The sequence below is a fragment of the Lentzea aerocolonigenes genome (genome assembly GCF_000974445.1).
Classification (GTDB): Bacteria; Actinomycetota; Actinomycetes; order Mycobacteriales; family Pseudonocardiaceae; genus Lentzea; species Lentzea aerocolonigenes.
On record NZ_BBOJ01000011.1, the window covers coordinates 119,323 to 138,836 of the forward strand.

At 70.5% G+C, this 19,514-nt stretch carries 19 protein-coding genes; 13 read left to right on the plus strand and 6 right to left on the minus strand.

From position 1 onward, the window contains the following. Positions 1 to 85: 85 nt before the first annotated feature. The 4 genes from AOM45_RS21855 to AOM45_RS21865 all read left to right on the plus strand — a co-directional run bounded on the left by AOM45_RS21855 (position 86) and on the right by AOM45_RS21865 (position 3,759). A complete protein-coding gene (locus AOM45_RS21855) occupies positions 86 to 1,105 on the plus strand; it encodes an Lrp/AsnC family transcriptional regulator (RefSeq protein WP_030465258.1) in 1,020 nt (339 codons plus the stop codon). Between the two features lie 353 nt (positions 1,106 to 1,458). After that, positions 1,459 to 2,382 (plus strand): cytochrome P450, encoded by a 924-nt coding sequence (locus AOM45_RS21860; RefSeq protein ID WP_236703793.1) that lies wholly within the window; start codon positions 1,459 to 1,461, stop codon positions 2,380 to 2,382. Between the two features lie 15 nt (positions 2,383 to 2,397). Beyond that, positions 2,398 to 2,487 carry a hyalucidin A family RiPP precursor gene (locus AOM45_RS54105; protein ID WP_459178533.1) on the plus strand — a complete coding sequence of 30 codons (90 nt, stop codon included), beginning with the start codon at positions 2,398 to 2,400 and terminating at the stop codon, positions 2,485 to 2,487. Positions 2,488 to 2,550: 63 nt separating this feature from the next. Further along, complete coding sequence (locus AOM45_RS21865; protein WP_030465260.1) at positions 2,551 to 3,759, plus strand: cytochrome P450; 1,209 nt, start codon at positions 2,551 to 2,553, stop codon at positions 3,757 to 3,759. Positions 3,760 to 3,807: 48 nt separating this feature from the next. On the opposite strand, the gene AOM45_RS51025 is transcribed toward AOM45_RS21865, so the two are convergent. The 3 genes from AOM45_RS51025 to AOM45_RS21875 form a co-directional block, all read right to left on the minus strand. Beyond that, on the minus strand, positions 3,808 to 4,122 hold the full coding sequence (locus AOM45_RS51025; RefSeq protein ID WP_156093565.1) for a hypothetical protein: 315 nt from the start codon (positions 4,120 to 4,122) through the stop codon (positions 3,808 to 3,810). Between the two features lie 92 nt (positions 4,123 to 4,214). Beyond that, a complete protein-coding gene (locus AOM45_RS21870; protein WP_030465261.1) occupies positions 4,215 to 5,627 on the minus strand; it encodes an ATP-binding protein in 1,413 nt (470 codons plus the stop codon). Continuing rightward, positions 5,627 to 7,294 (minus strand): NAD(P)/FAD-dependent oxidoreductase, encoded by a 1,668-nt coding sequence (locus tag AOM45_RS21875; protein WP_030465262.1) that lies wholly within the window; start codon positions 7,292 to 7,294, stop codon positions 5,627 to 5,629. Before AOM45_RS21875 ends, AOM45_RS21870 begins: the two co-directional genes overlap by 1 nt. A gap of 56 nt (positions 7,295 to 7,350) precedes the next feature. Here AOM45_RS21875 and AOM45_RS21880 point away from each other — a divergent pair, with 56 nt between their 5' ends. Continuing rightward, entirely contained in the window at positions 7,351 to 7,614 is a 264-nt protein-coding gene (locus AOM45_RS21880) for a UBP-type zinc finger domain-containing protein (RefSeq protein ID WP_236703794.1), read from the plus strand. A gap of 73 nt (positions 7,615 to 7,687) precedes the next feature. Then, positions 7,688 to 8,986 carry a phenylacetate--CoA ligase PaaK gene (paaK, locus tag AOM45_RS21885; RefSeq protein ID WP_030465264.1) on the plus strand — a complete coding sequence of 433 codons (1,299 nt, stop codon included), beginning with the start codon at positions 7,688 to 7,690 and terminating at the stop codon, positions 8,984 to 8,986. 113 nt (positions 8,987 to 9,099) lie between these two features. On the opposite strand, the gene AOM45_RS21890 is transcribed toward paaK, so the two are convergent. Further along, positions 9,100 to 9,705 (minus strand): hypothetical protein, encoded by a 606-nt coding sequence (locus tag AOM45_RS21890; RefSeq protein ID WP_030465265.1) that lies wholly within the window; start codon positions 9,703 to 9,705, stop codon positions 9,100 to 9,102. Positions 9,706 to 9,780: 75 nt separating this feature from the next. Here AOM45_RS21890 and AOM45_RS21895 point away from each other — a divergent pair, with 75 nt between their 5' ends. From AOM45_RS21895 to AOM45_RS21920, 6 genes are read left to right on the plus strand one after another with little or no spacing between them, the layout of a single operon-like run. Continuing rightward, positions 9,781 to 11,703, plus strand: a complete 1,923-nt coding sequence (locus AOM45_RS21895; protein ID WP_030465266.1) for a thiamine pyrophosphate-binding protein — start codon at positions 9,781 to 9,783, stop codon at positions 11,701 to 11,703. A 13-nt stretch (positions 11,704 to 11,716) separates the two neighbouring features. Next, positions 11,717 to 12,145: an SRPBCC family protein gene (locus AOM45_RS21900; RefSeq protein ID WP_030465267.1), complete on the plus strand. Its 429-nt coding sequence runs from the start codon at positions 11,717 to 11,719 to the stop codon at positions 12,143 to 12,145. After that, positions 12,142 to 12,846: a flavodoxin family protein gene (locus AOM45_RS21905; RefSeq protein WP_030465268.1), complete on the plus strand. Its 705-nt coding sequence runs from the start codon at positions 12,142 to 12,144 to the stop codon at positions 12,844 to 12,846. Before AOM45_RS21900 ends, AOM45_RS21905 begins: the two co-directional genes overlap by 4 nt. A gap of 10 nt (positions 12,847 to 12,856) precedes the next feature. Then, a complete protein-coding gene (locus tag AOM45_RS21910; protein ID WP_030465269.1) occupies positions 12,857 to 13,459 on the plus strand; it encodes an RNA polymerase sigma factor in 603 nt (200 codons plus the stop codon). Continuing rightward, entirely contained in the window at positions 13,456 to 13,686 is a 231-nt protein-coding gene (locus AOM45_RS21915; RefSeq protein ID WP_030465270.1) for an anti-sigma factor family protein, read from the plus strand. The genes AOM45_RS21910 and AOM45_RS21915 overlap by 4 nt, the downstream gene beginning before the upstream one ends. Before the next feature lie 31 nt (positions 13,687 to 13,717). Then, complete coding sequence (locus tag AOM45_RS21920; protein WP_030465271.1) at positions 13,718 to 14,911, plus strand: cation:proton antiporter; 1,194 nt, start codon at positions 13,718 to 13,720, stop codon at positions 14,909 to 14,911. On the opposite strand, the gene AOM45_RS21925 is transcribed toward AOM45_RS21920, so the two are convergent. After that, positions 14,896 to 17,160 carry a PQQ-dependent sugar dehydrogenase gene (locus AOM45_RS21925; RefSeq protein WP_081901824.1) on the minus strand — a complete coding sequence of 755 codons (2,265 nt, stop codon included), beginning with the start codon at positions 17,158 to 17,160 and terminating at the stop codon, positions 14,896 to 14,898. The genes AOM45_RS21920 and AOM45_RS21925 overlap by 16 nt on opposite strands. Before the next feature lie 176 nt (positions 17,161 to 17,336). Between AOM45_RS21925 and AOM45_RS21930 the strand changes: the two genes are divergently transcribed. Beyond that, a complete protein-coding gene (locus tag AOM45_RS21930; RefSeq protein WP_030465273.1) occupies positions 17,337 to 18,689 on the plus strand; it encodes an alpha/beta hydrolase in 1,353 nt (450 codons plus the stop codon). On the opposite strand, the gene AOM45_RS21935 is transcribed toward AOM45_RS21930, so the two are convergent. Then, positions 18,640 to 19,479, minus strand: coding sequence for an SDR family oxidoreductase (locus tag AOM45_RS21935; protein WP_030465274.1), 840 nt, complete (start codon positions 19,477 to 19,479; stop codon positions 18,640 to 18,642). The two genes, AOM45_RS21930 and AOM45_RS21935, sit on opposite strands and share 50 nt — an antisense overlap. Positions 19,480 to 19,514: the final 35 nt, after the last annotated feature.

Below are 19,514 nucleotides of genomic sequence, written 5' to 3' on the forward strand. Positions count from 1 at the left end.
GTTTCGGCACACGATGGCCACCTGATGGTGGATTCGCTAGTTTATAACCGATTCAGTGGGAATTACTGGCACACGAGGTGGGATTTTGGCTCCTCCGAAGCTCGACGAGTTCGACCGCCGCCTCGTCGGCGCGCTGCACCTGGCGCCGCGCGCCACCTGGGACGACATCGGTGAAGTGCTGTCCGCGGACGCGAGCACCCTCAAACGCCGGTTCAACCGGCTGCACGACGCGCGGATGATCCGGGTGATCGGTCAGGCCGACTGGGGCGTGCACTCCACCGCGATGCCGGTACACCTGTTCCTCGACGTCACGGGTGCCACCCCGCTCGCCGTCCTCGGCCGGCTGCGCGCCGTGCCGCACGTGCAGCTCCTGGCGCAGATCTCCGGCGACTACCCGGTCTACGCGGTGGTGCACGCCCCGTCGGAAGCCGCCACCAGCGAGGCGATCGACCGCCTGTTCTCTCTCCGGGGCGTGCGCCGGGTCAACGCCCTGCCGGCCCTGACCACCCTGCGGCGCGGCGCCACCTGGGACCCCGGCTTCCTCACCGACGCCGAACGGGCCGAGCTGCTCAGCCTGACCGGGGACCGGACGGAGGGAACGGCGACCGCGACCGGCAAACCCCTCACCGACGCCGAACGTGCCGTGGTGGCACTGCTGATGCGTGACGCCAGGGCTTCCGCGGCGAGCATCGGTCGCGTCGCCGGCCTGTCCACCTCGACGGCACACCGCCTGGTCCGCCGCGTCCTCGACGAGAAGTGGGTGCGCCCACGACTGGAGTCCGTGTCGGAGTGGCTCGGGTTCCACACTCCGTTCCTGCTGCGCCTGCGGGTGGCTCCCGGGGAGACGCCCGCCGTCATGCGCAGCCTCGACGGACTGCCCCAGACCCGGGTCAGCGTCCACGTCGCGAGCGACATCTCGGTCCTGTGCACGGGTCTCGTGGCCGATCGCGCCGCGCTGGCCGCGTTCGTCGACTCGGAACTGGCGGGAATTCCGGGAATTCGTGCCGTCAGCGTCGACGTCTACCTCTCGGAGCCGCGCCGTTACTGGCTCGACCGCGACACCGTGTCCGGTTTGGGGGAGTTCCACCCACCGGCAGTTTTATGACCCCTGCAAATTCGTGTATGGCGCCATTCGGTCGAGATCGGCGACCGAACGCAGGCGAGTGGTGCGCGGCCATCCGGCTGCTGCCGCGATGAAGTGTTGACGCCTTTGCGCGGCAACGGTTAGCTGACCTCACTGTTCCCTGCTGGATTCTCGTGAGGGGAGCGCCCGTGGCACTCGGTCCGGATTTCGATCCTCTCACCGAACTCCGTGAACTCCGTCGCGACCGAGGCTCGGTTTTCACCAAGAGTCGGGGCGAGATCTACGTTTCCGATCCGGTGCTCGCGAAAGAGGTGCTCGCGAACAGCGAAGGAAATTTCCGGGAGCATTCCGATTTCTTCCGGATCAGGACGGGAATGTTCGCGCCGAGGTCGGCCCAGGTCGAAATCGGCCGGGCCGCACGGGTGCTGCTGCGGCGGTACGCCGTGGACCACGAGGACGAGCTCCCGGCGCTCGTCGCGGAGCTCGCACCCCGCAGCGAGTGGCCGGACGCGGGAAACCGTCTGGTGTACGAGCTCTTCCGCCCGGCGTTGATCGGTGACGCACCCTCGGCGGCCCTGCGCGAGACCGTGGACCAGGTCGTGGAACGGGCGGTGCTGGCCGGAGCGCGTGACCGCTGGTCCTGGCTCGCCCGCCACCGGTTTCGCGCCCGAGTGACGAGGGTCCTGTGCGCGGAGCTCGCTGCCCGGCGCGCCCGTCCCGCGGCCGAGCCCGCCGACCTGCTGGACGTCGTCGCCCACGCGGCGGCCGAGGGCACGCCGGAAGCCGACCTCGCCGAGGTGTTCCTCTCCTGCCTCTTCGCGGTCGCCGGCTCGATCGGCTTCCTGCTCGGCTGGTCGATCTACCTCGTGGGCACGACGGAGCCCGCGCACCCCTCGTGGGTCGTGCGCGAGGCCCTGCGGCTGTGGCCCGTGGCGTGGCAGTTCGGCCGGACCCCCAGCCGGGAGCACCGGCTCGCCGCGGTCACCGCGAAACCGACCGACGAGGTCGTCGTCTGCAGCTACCTCGTGCACCGCGATCCCGCGCACTGGAGCGAGCCGGACGAGTTCCGCCCCGGCCGGTGGGCCACCGGTGCCGGGCAGGAGGCGTTCATCCCGTTCGGCTGGGGACCGCACGCGTGCACCGGCGCCGGTGTCGCGACCCAGGTCGCGGAAACGCTCGTCGGGCTGATCACCTCGGCCTACCGGCTCGGCGTCACCGCACCAACGTCGCGGCCCCAGGTCTCGGCGGCGCTGGCGCCCCCGCGGTTCCACCTGCTGCTGGAACCGGTTTCCGCCTGAGGGGAGGTGATTCCAGTGTCGAAGATCTTCCGCGCCGCTCTGTCCGCGCTGAACATCCGCAAGTCCGACCGCCAGTACCGCTGGTACCTGTACCACCACATCTGACCGACGGCGGGGAGCGCGACCGCACCGGGACCGCTCCCCGCGCCCACGGCGACCGGAGCAGCGATGGACACGGATGTGCTGCGCGACCTGCGCGGGCCGAGTGCGGCCGCGGGCGGGGTCTTCTGGCAGACCGAACGGCAGCTCATGGTGTTCGACGCCGATGCCGCCGCCCAGGCCAACACCGACAACTACGCCGACCTCACCCTGCCCGACCGCCTGCTCGACCTGCTGCTGCGCCGGCCGAGCACCCCGGTCTCCTGGAAGCGCGTGCGGTCGGCCTGGATGGCACAACTGCGCACCCTGTCAGGGGAAGAAGGCCTGGCGGCGCTCGATGCGCGGATGGACTCGTTGCTGCGCGCGCGGACAGGCCCGTTGCTGAACCTGCCGTGGCTCGCGCACGAAGTCAGCTTCCGTTCCCTGCTCCCGATCGTGCTCGACGGTCTCTCCCCGCAGGACAGCGCGAAGATCACCGAGGACGCGATCGCGAAACTCGCCAGGCTGATGGGCGAGGCCGAGGAGGACCCGCCGTGGTGGCGGTCGTGGCGGCCCTTGTCGATCCAGGTCAAGGCGGGCCTGGTGGTCCGCCGCGCACTGCGCCGCCGGACCCGCGCCGCGCAGGACCTGACACAGCCGATCGCCGACCTGCTCGGCGACCTCGGCATGGACCGCGCCGTCGACGCCGTCACCGCCGTGCTCACCGCCATCGCCGGCCCACCAGGCGCGGCCGCAGCCTGCGTGATGTACGAGCTGGTCACCCGCCCCGACTGGGCGAACCGCCTGGCCGCCGAGTTCGCCGCGACCACCACGGCTGAGCTGTACCGCTCCGGCACCCGGTCCGCGCCGGTCACGCACCGGTTCGTGAAGGAGGTGCTGCGCCGCTGGACGTCCCCGACGATGCTGACCCGCAGCGTGCGCACCCCGCTGCGGGTGGCTGGCCACGACCTCGAGGTCGGCCAGCACTTCGTGCTCAGCCCCGCGATGGTGCACCAGGACGCTCGGTACTGGCGGGACCCGGAGGAGTTCGACCCCGACCGCTGGCTGCCCAGCGCGCCCCACGGCCCCGCGGGAGGCCAGCACTACGTGCCGTTCGGTTGGGCACCGACCGCCTGCGTGGGCGCCGGACTCGGCCTGTGCCAACTGGTTCTGCTGTGCCGCCTGCTGTGCACCACCTACCGGATCGACCTGCCGGGGGCGGCCGTGCCGACGATGGCGATAGGGCCGGTTCCGGTGCCGCTCGGCTTCGACGGGCGGGTGTCCGTCCGGGGCGGGTGAGTGCTGACGGGTGTGCGCTCGCCACTATTGCTTCAGTGAAGACTAAACTCAAACAACAACGTTGCGGACCTTCGACCGCGGACTACCGCTCAAAGCCGAACCAGCCACGACGACGGCCAGCTGACACATGAAGCACGCCGAGTGCCGCGGCCGGTACGACGACCAGTGGCCACATGGGGCGCGCCAAGTGCCGGGGGCCCGTGCGGTGACCAGCGGCCGCATGAAGCGCGCGCCGAGTGCCGCCGCCCGTGCGGTGACCAGTTGCCGCACGGGGCGCGCCGAGTTGCCGCGGCCCGCACGACGACCAGTGGCCACATGGGGCGCGCCGAGTGCCGCCGCCCGCACAACGACCAGTGGCCACATGGAGCGCGCCGAGTGCCGCCACCCGTGCGGTGACCGGACGCCCGGCGTTGAGGCTCACGGTCCGGGAAAACCGGTCCTGCCCGCGCCGCGAGTCACTGTCCGGCGGCTTCCAAGGGCAGCAGCACCTGGAACCGCGTGTCGTCGGGAACCGACTCCACTCGGATGTCGCCGTGGTGCTTGTTGACCACGATCCGCCACGAGATCTCCAGCCCCAGCCCGGTGCCCTGGCCGACCGGTTTCGTGGTGAAGAACGGTTCGAAGATCCGGTTCTTCACCTCCGCCGGGATGCCGGGGCCGGTGTCGCCGATCTCCACGACGAGGTGCCTGTCCTGCCTGAAGGTCCGCACGGTCAGCGTTCCTGAGCCGCTCATCGCGCCCAGGGCGTTGTCGATCACGTTCGTCCACACCTGGTTGAGCTCGCCGGCGTACGCGGAGATGCGGGGAAGCGTCCGGTCGTAGTCCTTGACGACCTGGACGTCCGCGAGCTTCCCGCCGAACATCACCAGCGTGGAGTCGAGCAGCTCGTGCACGTCGACCACCTGGAACGGTGCGCGGTCCATCTGCGAGTACTGCTTGGCGGCACCGACCAGAGTGGACACGCGGGTGGTGGCGTCCTCGATCTCGTTCATCAGCATCTCGGTCTCGACCGTGTACCGCAGCCAGTGCACGGCGGGTGCGGTGACAGCCGCTGGGCACGGCGTGAGCGCGCTTTCCAGCCACTCGACGTCGAGCCCCGCCGCGACCAGGACGGGTGCGACGTCCCAGCCGCCGGTGATGCCGTGCTCGTCCAGCCAGTCGGTGACCTCGTCCTCGGCGTCGCTGGTTTCCAGCGGGCTGAGTTTCGGTGCCTTGGCGACCCGCTCGACCGCCTTCTCCTGGAGCTTGACCAGGGTCGGCAGCACGGACGGGTCGATCGCGCCCTGGGCGAGCAGGGCGAGTTTGTGCCGCATTCCCGCGACCCGCTCGCGCAGTGCCGCGGTCGCGCGCACGGCGGCCGCGGCCGGGTTGTTGAGCTCGTGGGTGAGGCCCGCGGACAGTGCGCCGAGCGCGGTGAGCCGCTCGTGCTGGCCCACCGTCGCCTGGGTGTTGCGCATGCCCCAGAACAGGCCCTCCAGCAGGTGCATCGCCATCGGGAACCACGCGCGGACCGTCGGCCCGAACTCGTCGGCGTCGAACTGCAGCATCGACGTGGCGGTGATCGACTCGACGGTCATCTGGTAGGTCGGCTGGTCGAGCTCCAGGTAGGCCTGGGTGGCGCCGAAGTACGAGCCGCGCAGGCTGCTGCGGCTCACCTCGATCCGCTGGCCGCCGATGTTGCGGCACAGGGCGACAGTTCCTTCGAGCAGCACGAAGAAGCACGTCGCGGGTTCGCCTTCGGTGAGCACGGGCGTGCCCGCCTCACGCGTCTCGACGTGGCCGTGTTCGGCCAGCCAGGCCAGCTGTTCGTCGTCGAGCTTCTCGAACAGGAACAGCTCGCGCAGGCCGGCTGCGGTGAACCTCTCCATCACGACCTCTCCAGGTAGCGGTGGACCAGGGTGACCGCCATGGCGCCCTCACCGACCGCGGACGCGACCCGCTTCACCGAGTCCGCTCGGACGTCGCCCGCGACGAACACGCCGGGCACGTTGGTCTCCAGGTGGTACGGCGCCCGCTGGAGGTCCCAGCCGGGCGGTGAGCCGCCGAGGTCGGGTCCGGCGAGGAGGAAGCCGCGCTCGTCCCTCTCCAGCGTGCCGTCCAGCCAGTCCGTGCGCGGGGCGGCGCCGATGAACGCGAACAGCCAGCTCGCCTGGACGGTCGTCGTCTCGCCCGTCTTGTTGTGCCGCAACGTCAGCGTCTCGAGGTGGTCCTCGCCGGTGCCGCCGCAGACCTCGGTGTGCGGGCGCACCTCCACGTTCGGGATCGCCGAGAGCTGGTCGATCAGGTACTGCGACATCGACTGCTCCAGCCCGTCACCCCGCACCAGGATCACCACCTTGCGCGCGTGCCCGGAGAAGTAGACGGCGGCCTGGCCCGCGGAGTTCGCGCCGCCGACCAGGTAGACGTCCTGGCCGGCGCAGTTCGGGCCTTCGGTCGTCGAGGCGCCGTAGTACACGCCCCGCCCGGTCAGCTCGCCGAGGCCGGGCGCGTCGAGCAACCGGTACGACACGCCGGTGGCGAGGATGACGGTGTGGGCGGCGAGTTCGGTGCCGTCGCCGAACCGGACGACGCGAGCGGCTCCCCGGCGTTCGAGGGCCACGACGTCGCGCGTGGTGAGCAGCTCGACGCCGAACTTGACCGCCTGCCTGCGGGCTCGTTCGGTCAGCTGCCCGCCGGACACCCCGTCGGGGAAGCCCAGGTAGTTCTCGATGCGGCTGCTGGTGCCGGCCTGGCCACCGGTCGCGATCCGCTCGACCAGGACGGTCCGCAGTCCCTCCGACCCTCCGTACACCGCGGCACCGAGCCCGGCGGGCCCGCCGCCCACGACGATCAGGTCGTAGAACTCGGCCGACGGCTGCGTGCTCAGGCCCACCTCGGCGGCGAGCTCCGCGTCGGACGGGTCGACCAGGGCCTTGCCCTGCGCGGTGACCACGACCGGCAGGGTCGTCCCGTCCTGGTGCGCCGCGGTCAGCAGGCAGCGTGCTTCCGGTTCGTCGAGCGCGTGCCAGCGGAACGGAACGTTGTTGCGGGCCAGGAAGTCGCGCACCTCGTAGGAACGCGGCGACCAGCGGTGCCCGACCACCCGCACCCGCTGCGGCGGCTGCCGGTCGCTCACGGCCCACGCGCGCAGCTGCTCGTCGAGCACCGGGTAGAGGTTCTGCTCCGGCGGGTCCCACGGCTTGAGCAGGTAGTGGTCGAGGTCCACGACGTTGATCGCCTGGATCGCGGCGTCGGTGTCGGCGTACGCGGTGAGCAGCACACGGCGTGCCTGGGGGAACACGTCCATGGCCTGTTCGAGGAACTCGATGCCGTTCATCTGCGGCATCCGGTAGTCGGCGAGCAACGCCGCGACCTCCTCGCCGCGCAGTTTGATCTCGTGCAGCGCCTCGAGCGCCTGCGGCCCGGACTCGGCCCGCACGACGCGGTAGTGCTCGCCGTACATCCGGCGCAGGTCGCGCGCCACCGCCCGCGACACGGCCGGGTCGTCGTCCACCGTGAGGATCGAGGGCCGCGCGACGCGGTCGGCTGTCGTCATGTGCTCAGTCAAACACCAGAACTCGCCGATGCGGTCTTTGGAGGTACCTTCGTGCCGTGGCCACTACTTGCGAACACGTCGCCGAGCTGGGTCCTGAGCCCGCACCGTCCACGCCGGAGGGGTGTGAGGACTGTCTGGCCGTGGGCGGCAGGTGGGTGCACCTGCGGCTGTGCCTCGGCTGCGGCAAGGTCGCCTGTTGCGACTCGTCGCCCGCCAAGCACGCCTCGAAGCACTTCGCCGACGAGGGACACCCGGTCATGCGGTCGTTCGAGCCGGGGGAGACCTGGCGCTGGTGCTTCGTGGACGACATGGTCGTGTGACCGCAGGCGGTCGCACGGGCCGTGCGTGCCGGCGTGACCTGATCTGCGGCCGCACCGACGAGGGAGTGGAAAGATGCTGGACCTGAGTCCGCGGCCGGGCGATCTGGAGCCGATCGAGACGGCGTCGGTGGACGAGCTGCGGGCGGTGCAGCTCGACCGGCTGCGGTGGTCGGTCCGGCACGCCTACGAGAACGTGCCGCACTACCGGGCGTCCTTCGACGCGGCGGGCGTGCACCCCGACGACGTGAAGACGTTGGCAGATCTGGCGAAGCTGCCCTTCACCGGCAAGGCGGACCTGCGCGACAACTACCCGTTCGGCATGTTCGCGGTGCCGCGCAACGAGGTCGTGCGCATCCACGCGTCCTCCGGCACCACCGGACGCCCGACCGTCGTCGGCTACACGCGCGACGACCTGGACATGTGGGCGGCGGTGGTGGCGCGCAGCATCCGCGCCGCCGGCGGTCGCGCCGGACACGTTCTGCACAACGCTTACGGCTACGGCCTGTTCACTGGCGGACTGGGTGCCCACGCGGGCGCGGAACGACTGGGCTGCACGGTCGTTCCGGTGTCCGGCGGCATGACCGAGCGCCAGGTCCAGCTGATCCGCGACTTCGAGCCGGACATCATCATGGTCACGCCGTCGTACATGCTCTCGATCATCGACGAGATGGAGCGCCAGGGCGTCGACCCGCGCAGCACTTCGTTGAAGGTCGGCATCTTCGGCGCCGAGCCGTGGACGAACGACATGCGCCGCGAGATGGAGCAACGCCTGGACATGCACGCCGTGGACATCTACGGCCTGTCCGAGGTGATCGGGCCGGGCGTCGCGAGCGAGTGCGTGGAGACCAAGGACGGCCTGCACGTCTGGGAGGACCACTTCTACCCGGAGATCATCGACCCGGTGACCGGCGAGGTGCTGCCCGACGGCGAGGAGGGCGAGCTCGTCTTCACCTCGCTGACCAAGCAGGCGATGCCGGTCATCCGCTACCGCACCCGCGACCTGACCAGGCTGCTGCCGGGCACCGCGCGGTCGATGCGCCGGATCGAGAAGATCACCGGCCGCACCGACGACATGATCATCCTGCGCGGCGTGAACCTCTTCCCGACCCAGATCGAGGAGCTGATCCTCCGGATTCCCGCGCTGTCGCCGCACTTCCAGTGCGTGCTCAGCCGCACGGGCAACCTCGACGACCTGACGGTGGTGGTCGAGCACCGCGAGGGTGTTGTGGCCGGGGAGGCGGGGGCTGAGCTCAAGAGGCTCGTCAAGAACTCCATCGGTGTCACGGTGGCGGTGGATGTCGTCGCGCCGGGAGGAATCGAGCGGTCCGTGGGCAAGATGAAGCGGATCGTGGACCGGCGGCCCGCGCGTTAGGTGACGCGGGGAAGCCGTTCCGCGACAAGGGCTCTGTGAGCGAAGCCGGCTGCCGCGCTCATCAACCACCCGGAGGTCGCGATCCTCGGCATGGGACGGACCCCGTAGCCGGGTCAGTCCTTCGCGGCCGCCGCACGCCCGTCGGCGAAGAACCCGGCGATCGAGTCGAGTTGCGCCAGCGGGCGGGCGGCGCCGAACGTGGTGTTCCAGAAGGATCCGGTCCGCTGCCGCCACGGCCCGACGTACGCGTAGGGCTCGGTGATGTGCCGGTCGCCGGGCGAGATGCCGTAGTTGACCTCGTCGACGGCGATGCCGAGGTCGAAGTGCTCCGGCCAGAGGACCGGGGTCTGGTCCGGCGCGAACTCGCGCAGCGCCCGGTCGCCGGCGGCGAACGCGTCGGCGATCAGCCGGGCTGCCTGCGGATCGACGTCGAGCTCCTCGCCGGGGGTGACGCCGGAGCCGTCGTGGTACACGTCGTTCAGCGTGCGGACGCGCAGTCCCGCGGCCGCCGCCAGGTCCTCACACGTGCCTTTGAGCGGTAGCCGCACCCCGTTGGTGACGAGCTGGTCGCCTTCCACCCACAGGTCAGGTTCGGCGACCGTGCCGAAGCCGCCTGGCGTGATCCGCAGCCGGATCGTGCCGCTGCGGTCGAACTGCGGGCCCGCCAGGAGCAGTTCCGCGACGCCGTGCAGGGCGCGGCGGGTGGTCTCGAAAGTCATCTCGTCTCCTCGTGTAACGCCGGTCACGGGTGCGGGCACTGAGTGCTCAGTGTCGGCTCACCGAGGAGGCGTTACATGTCGTGGCATCGGGTGGATCCCGCCGACGTCCCGCAGGACGGGCGGGTGCGCAGTGTCGTCGTGGACGGGCGCACCGTGGCGTTGTCGCGGTGCGGGGCCGGGCTGGGGGCGCTGGAGAACCGGTGCCCGCACCAGGGCGGTCCGCTGGGGGAGGGCGCGATCGAGAAGGGCTGGCTGCGCTGCCCGTGGCACGGCTACGACTACCACCCGCTGACGGGCAAACCACCCTCGGGTTTCTCCGACGGTGTACCGGCGTTCGAGGTCGAGGAACGCGACGACGGCGTCTACGTCGAGCTGCCGGATCTGGCGCAACGGCCTCGCAGCGTCGCGGACGTCATGGTCGAGACGCTGGTGGCGCACGGGGTGACGCACGTGTTCGGCATGGTCGGCCACTCGAACCTCGGGTTCGCCGAGGCGTTGCGGCGCGCGGAAGAACGCGGTGAGCTGACCTACGTCGGGATCCGGCACGAGGGTGCCGCCGCGTTCGCCGCCAGCGCGTACGGCAAGCTCACCGGCCGGCCCGCGGCGTGCTTCGCCATCGCCGGACCGGGATCGACCAACCTGCTGACGGGGCTGTACGACGCCAAGCTCGACCAGGCACCCGTCGTCGCCATCTCCGGGCAGGTGCCGTCGAAGGTGCTCGGCCGCGGCGCGTTCCAGGACGTCGACCTCTCCGCGGTGTTCAAGGACGTTTCGGTGTCCACGACCACCGTCCACAGTGGAAGTGACCACGCGGAGCTCGCCGCGCTGACGGTGAAGCACGCGATCGACGGACGCGGTGTCGCGCACCTCGTGCTGCCGGACGAGGTGCAGGTGCTGCCGTCCGAGGCGAAGGCCGCGATGCCGGACGGCAGGCTGTCCGATCGCCGCACCCGGCCCGACGACGCGGCGTTGACCAGGGCGGCGGCGCTCGTCCGGGACGCTCGACGACCCGTGCTGATCGCCGGGCACGGCGCGTGGGCGGCCCGCACCGAGGTCCGGATGCTCGCGGAACGCCTCAACGCGCCGGTGCTGACCACGTTCAAGGCCAAGGGCCTCGTCGCGGACTCGCACCCGCTGGCCGGTGGCGTGCTCGGCCGCAGCGGCACACCCGTCGCGAGCTGGCTGATGAACGAGTCCGACCTGCTGGTGGTGGTCGGCGCCTCCTTCGCCAACCACACGGGAATCGCGCCCTACAAGCCGATCGTGCAGATCGACGACGACCACGCGGCGATCGGCCGGTTCGACGCCGTCACCTGCGACGTGCTCGGCGACGCGGCCCTCACGCTCGCCGCCCTGGTGCACGAGCTGGACGAGGTGAAGTCCACCGACCAGCGACCGGACGTCGCCGCGCGGTGGGACATCTGGCGGCACGAGAAGTCCCGTCGTGCCGCGGACGACCGCGGTCGTGGCGTGTCCGCGGCGGCGGTGTTCGCGGCGCTGTCACAGCACCTGAGCGCGGACGCCGTCGTCACGGTGGACGTCGGCAACCACGCCTACTCGCTCGGCCGCTACCTGGAGTCCAAGGGCCAGCCGGTGCTCATGTCGGGCTACCTCGGGTCGATCGGCTTCGGCTACCCGGCCGCGATCGGCGCGTGGGCCGCCGCGCCGGGCCGTCCGATCGTCGCCGTGACGGGCGACGGCGGGTTCGGTCAGTACGCGACCGAACTGACCACCGCGGTCAAGTACGGCATCCCGATCAAGCACGTGCTGCTGAACAACAACGCCCTCGGCAAGATCAGCAAGGAGCAGCGCGCCGAGGACTACCCGGTCTGGCACACGTCGCTGCACAACCCGGACTGGGCCGCGTACGCCCGGATCTGCGGCGCGACCGGCATCCGCGTCGACCGGCGCGACCAGCTCGACGAGGCCATGACCGAGCTCTTCACCACCGACGGACCCGCCCTGTTGTGCGTCGAACAAGACGCCGAACTGCTGTAGAAGGAGTTTCCGCATGCCCAGGATCGTGACCAGCGCTGTGCTCGACGCCCCCGCACAGGAGGTGTGGGAGCTGCTGAGGGACTTCTCCGCGATCGGCTCCTGGCACCCGTTCCTGCCGGAGGCGAAGATCGAAGGCGGTGATCCCGCCGACCGGGTGGGTGCCGTCCGCGTGTTCCCCGCGGCGGGCGGGCACCGCGAACGGCTCGTCGCACTGGACGACGCCGAACGCAGCACCCGGTACGCGTTCGAGGACACCGCAGGACTGCCCGTGCGCGGCTACGTCTCCGGCCTGCGGGTGACGCCCGCGTCCGACACCATGTCGCTGGTCGAGTGGACGGCCGACTTCGACTGCGACGCGACCGACGAACCCCAGGTGATCTCCCAGGTCCGCGACGGCATCTTCCTGCCGGGCCTGACCGCGTTGAAGGAGCGTTACGCATGACCGACTACAGCGACCTCAAGGCGTTGTTCATCAACTGCACGCTCAAGCGGTCGCCGGACCGCAGCAACACCGAGGGCCTGGTGGACCTCAGCCGGGCGATCATGGAGAAGCAGGGCGTCCAGGTCGAGGTCCTGAGGGCGATCGACCACGACATCGCCATCGGGGTGTGGCCCGACATGAGAGAGCACGGCTGGGCGACCGACGCCTGGCCGGAGATCTACGAACGGGTGATGGCCGCGGACATCCTGGTCATCGCGGGCCCGATCTGGCTGGGCGACAACAGCTCCGTGACCAAGCAGGTGATCGAGCGGCTCTACGCGTGCTCGCACCTGCTCAACGACGCCGGGCAGTACGCCTACTACGGCCGTGTCGGCGGCTGCCTGATCACCGGCAACGAGGACGGCGTCAAGCACTGCGCGATGAACATCCTCTACAGCCTGCAGCACCTGGGCTACACGATCCCGCCGCAGGCCGACGCCGGCTGGATCGGCGAGGCCGGGCCCGGACCGTCCTACCTGGACCCCGGATCGGGTGGTCCGGAGAACGACTTCACCAACCGCAACACCACGTTCATGACGTGGAACCTGCTGCACCTGGCCCGCATGCTCAAGGACGCGGGCGGGATCCCGGCGCACGGCAACCAGCGCTCCGGGTGGGACGCGGGATGTCGCTACGACTTCGACAACCCCGAGTACCGGTAGATTCCCGTGGATGCTGCCCGCGGACGACGTGCTCGTCGCCGGACTCCGGTCCGGTGACGAGGCGACGTTCGCGCGGCTGCTCGACAGCTGGTCGGCGTCGATGCTGAGGCTGGCCCGGTCGTTCGTGTCCACCGACGCCTCGGCGGAGGAGGTCGTCCAGGACACCTGGCTGGCCGTGATCCGCGGTGTCGCCGGGTTCCAGGGCGCGTCGTCGTTGCGCACGTGGGTGTACCGGATCCTGGTCAACACGGCGAAGAAGCGCGGCGTCAAGGAGAAGCGGACGGTGCCGTGGACCAGCCTGGAGCCGGACGGCGGGCCGACCGTCGACCCCGACCGGTTCCGCGGGCCCGGTGACGACTATCCGGGGCACTGGCGGGAGGTTCCCGAGCCGTGGGTGCTCGGCGACGAGTTTCGCCACGTGGTCGCGCGGGCACTCGACCAGCTGCCGGAACGACAACGCGTGGTGGTGACGTTGCGCGATGTCGACGGTCACTCGTCCGAGGAGGTGTGTGCGATGCTGGAGATCTCGGCAGCCAACCAGCGGGTGCTGCTGCACCGGGGCCGCGCGGCGGTCCGCGCACACGTCGAGAAGTACCTCGGGGGAGCAGCATGACGTGCGAGGAGTTCGTCGAGCTCGTCACGGCGTTCCTGGAGGGCGCGCTGGACGAGGACACCGAACGTGACTTCGTCGCCCACCTCGCCGAGTGCCCCGGCTGCGAGCGCTACCTCGACCAGTTCCGCACCACCATCTCCGAACTGGGTGAGTTGCCGCCGGAGACGTTGTCCGGCGACACGCGCGACCGGCTGCTCGACGCGTTCCGGAACTTCCCCAGGGCGTAACGTCCGGCCTGCTCGCGGGCACTGAACTCCCATGCCGGATGTGGAGTTCGTCAACCTGCTGATCGTCGCCGCCATCGCGTTGACGGCACCGTTGCTGCTCGGCCTCGCACCCGCACTGCGCGTGCCGGCCGTCGTCCTGGAGATCGTCGCGGGAGTCGTCGTCGGGCCGTCGGGGCTCGGCTGGGTGGAGATCGACCTCCCGGTGCAGATCGTCGCGTTGCTCGGTCTCGCGTTCCTGCTGTTCCTCGCCGGTCTGGAGATCGACGTGCGGCGGCTGAGCGGGCAGGCGCTGCTCGGCTACGCCGTCACGCTCGCGGCAGGGCTCGCCGCCGGGTTCGCCTTCCACGCGGCCGGTTGGGTGCAGAGCCCGCTGCTGCTGGCGGTCACCCTGTCGGCGACCTCGCTCGGCCTGGTCGTCCCCGTCCTCAAGGACGCCGGCCGGGTCGACAGCGACGCGGGACAGGTCGCCGTCGCCGGTGCGTCCGTGGCGGACTTCGCGGCGATCATCCTGCTGTCGCTGGCGTTCTCCATGTCCGGTGGTGGTCTCGGCGGACGGTTCGGGCTGCTCGGCCTGTTCGCGGGACTCGTCGTGCTCACCGGCGTGGTGATCGCCTTCGCCGGCCGGTCGCGGCGGCTGGGCGACGTGCTGTCGCGGTTGCAGGACACCACCGCGGAGATCCGCGTGCGTGCGGCGGTGTTGCTGCTCGTGGCGTTCGTCGCGCTCGCCGAGGGGTTGGGGCTGGAGAGCATCCTCGGCGCGTTCCTCGCCGGTGTCGTGGTCGGCGTGGTCGACCGGGACACGACCTCGCACCCGCGGTTCCGGATCAAGCTGGAGGCCATCGGCTACGGCTTCCTCATCCCGGTCTTCTTCGTGACCAGCGGTCTGCGGCTGGACCTGGGCGGCCTGTTCGCGGACGCCGGGGCGCTCGCGCGGGTCCCGTTGTTCCTCGTCGCGCTGCTGCTCGCTCGCGGACTGCCCGCGTTCCTGCACGCGCGCGCACTGCCGCGCCGCGACGTGTACGCGGTGGCACTGCTGCAGGCGACCTCGCTGCCGTTCATCGTCACCGCCACCCAGATCGGCGTGGCCGTCGGCCTGATGTCGCCCGTCACGGCCGCCGCGCTCACCTGCGCCGGACTGCTGTCGGTGCTGCTCTTCCCGGCCGCCGCGGTCGGCCTGCTGTCGACCCGGCGAGTGGCGTCCGCTGACGGTCAGCGCTTCCGGTAGTAGGCGGTGTAGGTGGTGTTGACCGCGGGCGCGATCAACGTGTGGTCCTTCGCGCCGCCGTCCGACCACGAGGAGAAGAAGTACGTGGAGCGGTTGACGACCTGGGACATGGGCGCACTGACGGAGTTGCTCGATCCGACGATCACGGTGGCGGTGAACGGCGTGGTCGTCGCGCCCTCGTTGAACCCGAACCCGGACAGCTTGAGCCCACCGGGGTTGGTCTTGAACGTGAGCACGACCGTCTGAGGATCGAGCCGCACACTCGTCGTGGTGGACAGCCCGCCGGAGTCCGTTGCGGTCAAACGCAGTTGCAGGTACGACGGGTACTGGTGGTCAGGAGCCGCGAACTGTCCACTCGCGACACCGGAGAGCGTCTGGACGACGTGCTCGTGGCAGTCGCTCGCGCTGTAGCAGTGGTTGAGCACCAACGACCAGCTGAGTCCGGACGCGGGAACCGTGCCGTCCTGCACGTCGGTCGCGTGGCCGGAGAAGCCGATCGTGTCACCGACCTTCCAGCGCAGTGCGTTCGACGGTGTGTCGATCACCGGGGTGGGCGGGGTGTTGCCCACGGTGATCGTGACCGTGGCCGTGTTGGTGGCGCCTTGTGGGTCCGTGACGCGCAACGACGTGACGTAGTTGCCGGACGACGTGAACGTGTAGCTCGCCGTCGGTGTCGTGGCATCGCCGAACAGCCCGTCGCCGTTGAGGTCCCAGCTGTAGGTCAGCGCGGAGCCTTCGGGGTCGGTCGACGCCGTGCCGCTGTAGTTCACCGTCAGCGGTGCGTTACCGCTCGTCGGGCTGGCGCTGATGCGGGCGGTCGGTGCCTGGTTCGCCGCGGTGTAGGTGATCCGGTGGATCGCGCCGTTGTCCATGTCGACGTAGAACAGGTCGCCGTTCGGCCCGATCTTCAGGTCGACCGGGTGGCCCGCGGCCGCGCCCGAGGAGTCCGCGCACACGAAGCACCTGCGTTGCGCGGGGTCGGGAAGCCCGTTGCTGCCCTGCATCATCGCCCAGATCTCGTTGCGGCTGTGGTCGCCGAAGAACAGCGCGCCGTTGTACTCGGCCGGGTAGGAACCGCCTCGGTAGAACGTCATGCCGGTGATCGACGAGCTGCCGGTGCGGCAACCGGTGTAGGTCACGACGCACGCGCTGTGGCTGTAGGCGTAGTACGGCGCCGCCACCGAGCCGGGCGTGTTGTACAGCTGCGAGCACGAGGTGAGGCCGGCGCTCTGGTAACCGCTCTGCGGCGCCGAACCCTCGTAGCACGGCCAGCCGAAGTTGCGGCCGGTCGTGAGCCGGTTGATCTCCTCCCAGGCGTTCCAGCCGACGTCGCCGATCCACAGCTCGTCGGTGCCCGGCCGCTGGGTCATCCGGAACGGGTTGCGCAGGCCGTAGCCGATCACGCGGCGCGCGTTGGGGTCGGCCGAGGACGCGAACGGGTTGTCCGGCAGGCCCGCACCGGTGGTGGGATCGAGGCGCAGCACCGCCCCGCCCAGTGTCGCGGGGCCGCTGGGCCGGCGCATGCTCTGGCTGCGCAAGGCGCCGCCCTGCGCGTCCGGCGGCGTGAGCGCGGTCCCGACGCCACCCGGCGGATCGCCACACGGGTTGGCCTGGTTGCCGGGATAGTTGGCGCCGTACTGGCCGTAGTCGACGTTGTTGAAGCTCGCGCCGTCACCGCCGCTGACGTACAGGGCGCCGTCGCGGCCGAACAGCAGCGTGCCGACGGAGTGGCTGGGGTACTGCTGGCACCAGTCCTGGAGGAGCACCTGCTCCGCGCCGGTCGTGGTGTTGCCGTTCGCGGTCAGCCGGGACAGCCTCCCGTACACCAGGCACCCGTCGGTCGTGGGTCCAGGCGGGGTCGGGCAGCCGTCGCCCCACCGCCCGCTCGGGTCGTGGGCGTACAGCACGTACACGGACGGGTTCGCCGGGAAGGCGGGGTGCAGCGCGAGGCCGAGCATCCCGCGGTCCCAGAAGTCGTGCACGCTCGCGGAGAGGTCGGCGAACGTCGTCGGCGTGGTGTCGGCCAGGTCGTCGAAAACCCTGATCACACCGTTCTTCTGGGCCACGAACACGCGTCCGTCGGCGGCGAACTCGACGTCGATCGGGTTGCTCAGCCCGCTGAACACCACCCGGTCCTGGAAGTTCGGTGGCAGCGTGGCCGCCTGGACAGCGGGTGACACCACCACGATCGACGGCGCGAGCAGAACCAACGCGAGCAGGGCTGTCCTCAGCCAAGGGCGCTGCGACATTGCGGCCCCCTTCCGGTCCGGTGCCGATGACATCGCAGTGCGGACAAAACCGTTACGCGGCAACGGGTTGTGTTCGATCGCTGACGCCTGGTCATGAGTGTCCACTTGGGATCTTGATGCATCGGAGTTCGCTGTTTCATTGACGGCCGTCAGAAATCTGCCTAACGTCGTGCTGCGTGAAGACTGTCCGACGACTGCTCATCGCCACAGTGATCACCTCGATGGCCGTGCTGGGGCTCGTGCCCACCACGGCCCAAGCCGCAGCGGCGACCCGCTACGACGGGGTTCTGCCGAACGGTGCGACCTGGATCGCCGACGTGCCGGCGAACTGGAACGGCACGCTGCTGCTCTACAGCCACGGCTACAACCCCACCCCGGTCAACCCGCCGGTCAACAGCCCCGACCCGGCCACCGCGGAGGCCCTGCTGGCTCGCGGCTACGCGCTGGCCGGTTCGTCGTACTCACGGCCGGGATGGGTCGCCGACACCGCGGCCCAGGACGGTCTCGACACGCTCCAGGCGGTCTCCGGGATCATCGGCAAGCCTCGCCGCGCCATCGCGCTCGGGACGTCGTTCGGCGGCATGGTCACCGGGCAGCTCGCCGAACGCGGCGGACGGCGGCTCGACGGCGCCGTCGCGACCTGCGGCCTGATGGGCGGCGGGATCGACCTGCACAACTACCAGCTGGACGGCTCACACGCGCTCGCCCAGCTCCTCCTGCCCGGCGAGCAGGTCAAGCTCGTCCGGTTCACCAGCCCGGCCGAGGCCGCGGCCACGTCGGACCGCATGATCGCCGCCCTGGACCAGGCTTGGACCACCCCTGCCGGCCGCGCTCGCATCGCCCTGATCACAGCGCTCTATCAGGAGCCGTCGTGGGTCGCGGGGCAGCCGAAGCCCGTCGACGTCGACGCCCAGGTGACGGGGCAGTACCAGAACCTGCGCGCGATCCTGCCGTTCATCGTGCTCGGCCGCGCCGACGTGGAGCGCAGCGCCGGCGGCAACCCGGCGTGGAACAAGGGCGTGAACTACGGCAGGCAACTCGCCGAGTCGGGCCGCCTCGCCCAGGTGGCGCAGCTGTACGGGCGGGCAGGGGTCGATCTGCACGCCGACCTGAACCTGCTGACGCGCACCGCGAACGTGACGGCCGACCCTGCGGCGTACGACTGGATGCTCAGGACGTCCACGCTGACCGGACGTCTGGCCATGCCGGTTCTCACGATGCACACGACCGACGACGGCCTGGTTCCGGCGCAGCACCAGGAGGAGTACGCCGAAGACGTGCGCCACAGCGGTGCTTCCGGTCTGCTCCGGCAGGCGTACACCGACCACGCCGGGCACTGCGCCTTCACGCCCGCCGAACTGGTCACGGCGGTGCTCACCGTCGAGCAGCGCATCGAGACGGGTCGCTGGGACGGTCTCGCCGACCCGCGCCGGTTGCAGGCCCGCGCCTCGTCGCTCGGCCTGGGCCCGGCCGCGTTCGTCAGCTTCCGTCCGGCGGAGTTCCTCGGCGACCGCTCGCCGCGTCACTGAGCTTGCGCTGGGTCCGGCGGCCCTGGGCGACCATGAACGGAATCGCGCGCAACCCGAACCGGGGGAACGTGTCCGCGAACCGGGACAACGCTCCACGCCACCGCGGGATGGTGGTGACCGGTTTGGGTTTGCCGAGCACGGCGGCGACGGCTCCCGCGATGTCGGCGGGTTGCAGCAACGTGCCGGAGAACGACAGCGCGGCCGCCGGATCGTCGAGCTTGTCGTGCAGCATCGGCGTCCAGATGCCGTCCGGGCAGACGCAGGAGATGTCGATGTTGCGGACTCCCGCCAGCCGGAGATCGGCGAGGGTGCTGAGGCTGAAGCCGATGGCCGCGTGCTTGGAAGCGGCGTACACCGCCTCGCCCGCGACGGCCGTGATCCCGGCGAGGGACACGATGTTCACGACGTGCCCGCCGTGACCGCGCATGGCCTGGATCGCGGCGACCGTTCCGTTGATGGTCCCGACGGCGTTGACCTCGATCATCAGCCCGCGGGTGGCGGCGTCCTGCTCCCACGCGGGCCCGGTCACCAGAACACCGGCGTTGTTGACCCAGACGTCGAGCCGGCCCGCCTGGGCGACGATGTCGTCGCGCGCGGCTTGCACGGCCACGTCGTCCCGCACGTCGAGCACCCGCGCGATCGCACCGATCTCGGCGGCGGTCGCGGTGGCGGTTGCTTCGTCGACGTCGGTGACCAGCACCGTGTAGCCGCGCTCGACGAGCATCTTCGCGACCAGCTTGCCCACGCCACGCCCGGCGCCGGTGACGACCGCGCCCGCTTTTGCTGTCATGCCAGAAGTATCGCGGTCTTGGTCGCCGGTCTCCC